Origin of the sequence: Oribacterium sp. P6A1, from assembly GCF_000702885.1 — a bacterium.
Taxonomy (GTDB): Bacteria; Bacillota; Clostridia; order Lachnospirales; family Lachnospiraceae; genus Oribacterium.
On the sequence record NZ_JNKO01000014.1, the window covers coordinates 65619 to 71752 of the forward strand.

General features: G+C 38.4%; 6 protein-coding genes. 3 read left to right on the plus strand and 3 right to left on the minus strand.

Annotated elements, in window-relative coordinates:
• The first annotated feature begins 15 nt into the window (after positions 1-15).
• A complete protein-coding gene (locus T515_RS10560; RefSeq protein WP_036610805.1) occupies positions 16-1056 on the plus strand; it encodes a hypothetical protein in 1041 nt (346 codons plus the stop codon).
• A gap of 11 nt (positions 1057-1067) precedes the next feature.
• On the opposite strand, the gene T515_RS10565 is transcribed toward T515_RS10560, so the two are convergent.
• Positions 1068-1580 (minus strand): hypothetical protein, encoded by a 513-nt coding sequence (locus T515_RS10565; RefSeq protein WP_242839365.1) that lies wholly within the window; start codon positions 1578-1580, stop codon positions 1068-1070.
• 360 nt (positions 1581-1940) lie between these two features.
• On the opposite strand from T515_RS10565, the gene T515_RS10570 reads away from it, so the two are divergent.
• Positions 1941-3212: an MBL fold metallo-hydrolase gene (locus T515_RS10570; protein WP_036610808.1), complete on the plus strand. Its 1272-nt coding sequence runs from the start codon at positions 1941-1943 to the stop codon at positions 3210-3212.
• A 329-nt stretch (positions 3213-3541) separates the two neighbouring features.
• Positions 3542-3937 (plus strand): hypothetical protein, encoded by a 396-nt coding sequence (locus T515_RS10575; RefSeq protein WP_036610811.1) that lies wholly within the window; start codon positions 3542-3544, stop codon positions 3935-3937.
• 158 nt (positions 3938-4095) lie between these two features.
• Here T515_RS10575 and T515_RS10580 read toward each other — a convergent pair whose 3' ends face one another.
• Together T515_RS10580 and T515_RS10585 are read right to left on the minus strand one after the other, a co-directional pair.
• On the minus strand, positions 4096-4449 hold the full coding sequence (locus tag T515_RS10580) for a hypothetical protein (RefSeq protein WP_036608680.1): 354 nt from the start codon (positions 4447-4449) through the stop codon (positions 4096-4098).
• A 24-nt stretch (positions 4450-4473) separates the two neighbouring features.
• A complete protein-coding gene (locus T515_RS10585; protein ID WP_036608681.1) occupies positions 4474-5901 on the minus strand; it encodes an ISL3 family transposase in 1428 nt (475 codons plus the stop codon).
• Positions 5902-6134 lie beyond the last annotated feature (233 nt).

The following is a 6134-nucleotide window of genomic DNA, read 5'->3' on the forward strand; positions in this document are numbered from 1 at the left end:
AAAAGGATCGGTAAAATGATTGAATATCAAAAGAAACCACATGATGAAGACAACAGGGCGCTACTTAAAAATGAGTTAAAAGCATTTATTGGGAAGGATTCCAAAAAGCCTTTGAATCATTTTGTAGACTTGGTAAAAAATCATAAGGAACTGGAGTTATGCTTTAGAGGAAACGGTCGTCCTCGTATAACTATCTACTCCGAAAATCATATTATCTTCACAGTTTTAGCAAGTGGTATGATAGAAATCAGCTTTAACCATGCCAGGTATTGCGAAAAATGGAAAGATTACTTTGAAACATTATGCCAAAAGTATAATTTCAGCGGAACCATAGGGAAAACTCCATCAGGAGATATTACAGTCGGAACACTAAAAAGATCACTAAAATCCAATCAGCCACTAAGCTATATGCAAGTATCGTCGATTTATGAGGAAATTCTCAAACCAATGTTTAAGAAGTATTTTGTGGTTGAAGGCAAAGATGGTGTAGTGGACTACTTTAAGCATGGAAAAAAAGTTAAAGTCGCAGGAAAAACCGAGAAAAAAAGGCAACAGGAACTATACAGCATTTTCAATTATACCAGGAACGGATATTTCTTTTACGATATGGAATTTTCTCAAAAGCACAAGAATATAAATGAACGAAATCAGGATGAGAATAACAACAAGCCGGATATGCAGGCTATAAAATTTGGTAAGAATGGGCTGCCGGAACGCATTGTATTTGTGGAAGTTAAATGCACAAAAGAAGCGATGGCCGGTAATTCCGGGCTTAATGAGCATATTAATAAAATGAAACACTACAACGGACTCATAAACAGAAGAAAAGAGGCTTGCGATATACTGAATCAATACGCTCAATTAGGTCTTAGAGGTTTGTCTCATTCTGATAGTTTCCAATATGAAGATTTTAAAGATTTAGAACCGGAAATTCTTTTGGTGTTTACCGATGATGCAAAACAAATATGGGAAACAGATGCAAGCTTTTCATCTGACAGGCATCAGGCACAAAAAGTGGAATATAATAATCCAAACATAGGATTATATAGAATTTAAATGTTGGCTGATCAGATGTCCATTAGCTCTCCTGTATATTCATCGCACTCAAAAAAGAATGCCTTATACTTTCTTTCATAATATATCCTGAATCCGGCACGGTTAAGCTCCTCAAAGTCTCGCTGCCGGGTTCTTTCATTACTATCAGGGAAAAGTTCATAGTATTGCGCTTTAAGATCCGGAAATTCAGGAAGCTCAGGTTTATCGGGGAGATATTCCGGCGGGTACTGCTTAGGATCATCAAGAGATTCCTGAAGGGCATATTCATACTCTTCAATCTTATTTTCATACATATGAAGAGTAGCTTTGCTGATATGAGGTAATGACCATATCAGTGTTCCTATGCGGTATAAGCGGATAAGGTGAGCTTTGCGACGATCAGAGATTTTTTCATCAAAAGCAACAGCAGCTATCTTGACATAACTATTATTGGCACGGTCAAGTTTAGTATTAAGAAGTCCACTATCTCTAATGTCTTTTAGATCACGCTGAAGCATCCTTCTTGTTATATTAAATTCTTGCATGATATCATCCGGACCAATAATCTGAGAGCTGTTAAGGCGATAATACAACCTAAGCTGTCTGGTCATCTTTGAAGGTTTTTCCATATCCATAAGCACATAACAATCCTTTATTGAGCAAAAAGCTTATATAATATACCGTTTTATACGACATAGCGTTGACGTAAAATAAGAATATCTTGTAATAAGATATGATTACAAGAAAGAAATCAAGATATATGGAATCTTGTAGTACAGACTGAGCAGCAGCAACACCACAATACTTACAAATGCCATTTCATAAAAAACGCGATAAAGGCAAACGGAATTATATATAGCTAATAATTCATAATGGCTCTCATCAAATTTACATGGAGAAAATCAATGGCTGCAAATATTAATATTTATCAGGGAGATCAGATAGGCGGATGCATTACCGTTATCTCTACGGACAAAACAAAAATTGTAATTGATTTCGGAGAAAACCTTCCTGGGACAAAAAAAGAAACGAATATAGAATTTGACTGGGCGCATGAAAAAGTAGATGCAGTATTCTTCACTCACTATCATGGAGATCATATCGGGAGGTTTATGGAGATTCCCGATGACGTGGATCTGTACATGGGTGAGGTCACATTTAAAGTGATGCTTAATATAAGAAAGGCTATACATGACGATGCTGCGGTTAAAAAACTCAGTGAACGACGTGCTAAAGGCTCCATCACTTTCGTGGAGAGAGCGGTTCCGATTCAAATAAATAATGATATTACCGTGACCGGCTACTCGGTGGACCACTCTGCCTATGATGCCTTTATGTATCTCGTAGAGGCAGATGGAACCAATATCCTTCACACCGGCGACTTCAGAGATCACGGTCACCGTGGTCAGACGTTTAAAAATGGTAAAAAGCATAACACCATGCTTGACGTTATTAAATACTATGTTCATAAGGGCGGCAGACCGGTGGATATCCTTATCACTGAAGGCACCATGATGGGAGAGAGAGCAAATGAAAAGAAATTCTCCGAGAAAGATCTGCTTGCCTGGGCGAAGGAATATTTCAAAGAACACCGATACATTTTCTTGAAAGTATCTTCCACAAATGTCGATACCATTGCCAGCTTCTATCAGGCAGCCAAAGCAAACGGAATGAACATGTATGCCAACAGTTATATTCTGAAACAGTTCAGAGTGTATCGTACAGCTGGTCAAAAGTATGGAACTCGGATATATGATTTCAGGAAAGCAAAGAAGATTCCATTTTTATCTGACAGTAAAGAGGCTGACAATAAGGAAGCTTATCGTATTCTCGATGATATGAGAAAGAATGGATTTGTTGCTATCGTGAGTGAATATGATCACTATGAACGTGTCATAGATGAACTGTCAGATGTAAAACCAGAGATGATTTATTCCATGTGGGAAGGATATCTTGATCCCGAGAAAGCTGCATACAATAAGGAGCTGGCCGATTTTTGTAAGAAGTATCATGCTTTTCAAAAGCACACCAGCGGACACGCTTATCCTGAGTTTATTGCCAAGGTCATAACTGAAGTAAATCCTAAGCAACTCATCTGGCCGATACATACAGAATATGCCAAAGGATTTAAAAATTTGAATATTTCGGATGAATTGAAAGGAAAGGTAAAAAAATGACAGAATATCAAAATAAAACACATCATGAAGACAATAAACTGTATGAATTTCTCAAATTATGTCCATAGAAGAGGCATTGAAAAAATTAGCTCAGTCTTACAATTGATAAACTGATTTGTGATATGAAGATAATAATCAATTCATCGCAACTCCCATTACATATCAGATTTATAAACAGATATATCCATGGAATCAATATCTATAATGTCAAAACATATCCGGAGGAACTCTGTTTACGACACTCCCTTGACGCAATCCCTGTTTACACCATGCTATTCTTCATGCATAGAATCAAAACTTCATTCACAACAGTTTTAGGAGGTACGGCGATGGCATGGACGATGTCTAACAAAGATGTGGTAGTTGGAGAAATATTTAATAAAGGAATGTGTGATGAGGTAGGTTACTTTTCAACATTTTATAAAGTGCTTGAAAAACGAGGAAAGTCAACCGTTATTGTCTGTCAGGTTGAAGCAGAAGCAACTAAAGAAGAAGGAGATCGCGTAGAAATAAAAGCTTTAGAAAATGAATTAATCGGGGAGCCCTATAAAGTAAGAGCAAAAATCACGGATGAGGGCAAGATAGTTCTTTTGGACATAAATGGAAAAGGATGGTATTCACTTTATACACGAGGAAATACCTCATTTAGGTCGGGGTGGTATAAATGTGACGTGACTAAAGGAAAAAAAGTTTCATCCAGTTTGTTGGGGGAGGTTCTCCCCTAACAAAGCCAGTGGGAAGATTTGGGATCTCCAAAGTTTAGTGGGGTTTCCCAAAGTTATTTAGGGTCAGACAGTGGGGTCTGACCCTTTTATCATGCCTTTTTATTGGGGTTTAACTTTGGGGTCTGACTGTGGGGTCTGAGATTGGGGGCTGCTATTGATCAGAACCAAGTCTCTCCATCACCTCGGCTTGCTTTTTCAACCTCACGTATCCATTTCCTTGAAGCCATAGGATCATGACCTCTGTAAAGTAGATTTTTATACAGCTCATAAGCCGATTCTCCGTCATAACGATCCCCCAGAGCGGAAAGGATATCTTCTTTTAGAAATTCGCCATGCTCGGGACTGAGATATTTACTTAACTCATAGCGAAGACCTATGCACTGAAGTTCGAGGTATTGCTGATTCTTTACCAGTTTATCAATCAGTAAGCATAAGCTATTTATTGTTCCACAATTTTCGAAACAATCGTAGTCATCGGGCTCGATAACACTATACTTTTCATTTTTATCCATGTCTGATTATCCTCCAAAGCTGTTTTAATCAATGTATTCATCATCATCTTCATAGTTGTGTATCTGTATGGATGAATCTGTTCCATTAAGTACAGGACGGTTCCTCGTTGCATAGAGAAATCTGTTCCTGAAATGCTCGAAGTTTTTGTATCCTCTGCCCGCGCGTTTTAAGTCCTTTACCTTTCTGTTAAGGGATTCTATAGGTCCATTGGATAATCTTGAATCATAAAGACCGCAAGGGCCATTTTTCTGAGCCATGACAAAGGAATTAAGTATAGGATCCCGAAAGTTTTTAAGAGTATGAGAGAAATCCCGAAAGATCTTTTCTTCGCAGGATCCGTACAGCTTAATGAGCTTATCAAGCTCGGTTCCGGCATTAAGGACATCTCCTGCATAATGGGTGTTAAACTGAATGTAGAGTTCTTTTAAATCACGAAGCGATCGCAGATGTGGATCGATCTTAAAAAGAGCATCTTCATAGTCATAAGTATTCATAAGGCGATGAAAGTGCTTATCGTACCTGGTATCGGAATGGTAGGTTATGTTTGCCTGGTTGGATAAAACGAGAAAACGGTATTTGGAAAGCAGATATACTTCATCGGATAAAGGCGGATAAATTCTGTCAGGGATAACGGTATCCGACTGAAGAGAGCTTAAGAAGCGCTCCCTATCCCGATCTCGATACTTCTTCAGGAGTTGTCTAAAGTATTTATCAATGCCATTGTTCATCCATTGGATTACATGAAAAGAATCCACAACGGAGACAGCATTAGGAAAATACTTATCAACAAATCTAATGTAGGGGTTGTACATGTCTGATATCAGGTACTTTACTCTCTTACGTTCTTCGATAGGGATGTTGGAAAAGTAAGGCTCGGTAATAGATGATTTGCGGCTTTTTAAGATATCTATGGGATCCCCGGTATGGAAGTCCTGAATTACAAGAGCGTATTTACAATCACTTTCTATTTCTGTGTGAACTTCATCTATAGAAATGATGTCAGTCAATTCAAGTCGATCCAGCTTTACGTAACGATCAAATATTTCGTTAACGTGAGTATCTGAAGTGTTGAAACGCTTTGCGATGGATGCAGATGTTTCGTTCAGATCACGAAAAGCGTGAACAATGAGCATGTCAGTAGCGTTGCTTTGACGGCGGTTTTTATCAACAAATTTAAAATTTTCATTTGTTTCAAACCGACAGTCATTATTGATGCATCTCCAGCGGCGCTGCTTTAATAGTAAGATAAGGGAATAACCGTCCTGGAGAATAGGGTGAAGTACCTTACGAGTCCTGATACCTCGCGAGTGCATACGGAAACCGCACAAAGGACAGAAAGACTGCTTTGCAGAAGTTTCCAAGGTGATTAATTTAGTGGCTCCTTCGACAGTGATATCAGTAATGGTGACATCATTATCTTCAAGATCCAGTAAGTCTGTTATACTGTTCATGTAACCTCCTGTTTATTGAATTTTTGAGCAAATCCAATGATAGATCCGGGAGGTAGTGGGCGCAAGACGCCAAAAAGAAGAGGAGGTCTCTAAAAACAGAGATCTTCTCTTCTTATAAATTTAATTAAAAAACGTATTTCAGACCCCAATCTCAGACCCCAAAGTTAGACCCTAAACATTGACCCCAATGTTAGCCCCCATTGAAGTCAGACCCCAAACAACTTTGGAGACCC

What these genes read in the sequence shown, in the direction of transcription:
- T515_RS10560 (WP_036610805.1), top strand. Translation starts at nt 16, where the DNA reads ATGATTGAATATCAAAAGAAACCACATGATGAAGACAACAGGGCGCTA.
- T515_RS10565 (WP_242839365.1), bottom strand. Translation starts at nt 1,580, where the DNA reads ATGCAAGAATTTAATATAACAAGAAGGATGCTTCAGCGTGATCTAAAA.
- T515_RS10570 (WP_036610808.1), top strand. Translation starts at nt 1,941, where the DNA reads ATGGCTGCAAATATTAATATTTATCAGGGAGATCAGATAGGCGGATGC.
- T515_RS10575 (WP_036610811.1), top strand. Translation starts at nt 3,542, where the DNA reads ATGGCATGGACGATGTCTAACAAAGATGTGGTAGTTGGAGAAATATTT.
- T515_RS10580 (WP_036608680.1), bottom strand. Translation starts at nt 4,449, where the DNA reads ATGGATAAAAATGAAAAGTATAGTGTTATCGAGCCCGATGACTACGAT.
- T515_RS10585 (WP_036608681.1), bottom strand. Translation starts at nt 5,901, where the DNA reads ATGAACAGTATAACAGACTTACTGGATCTTGAAGATAATGATGTCACC.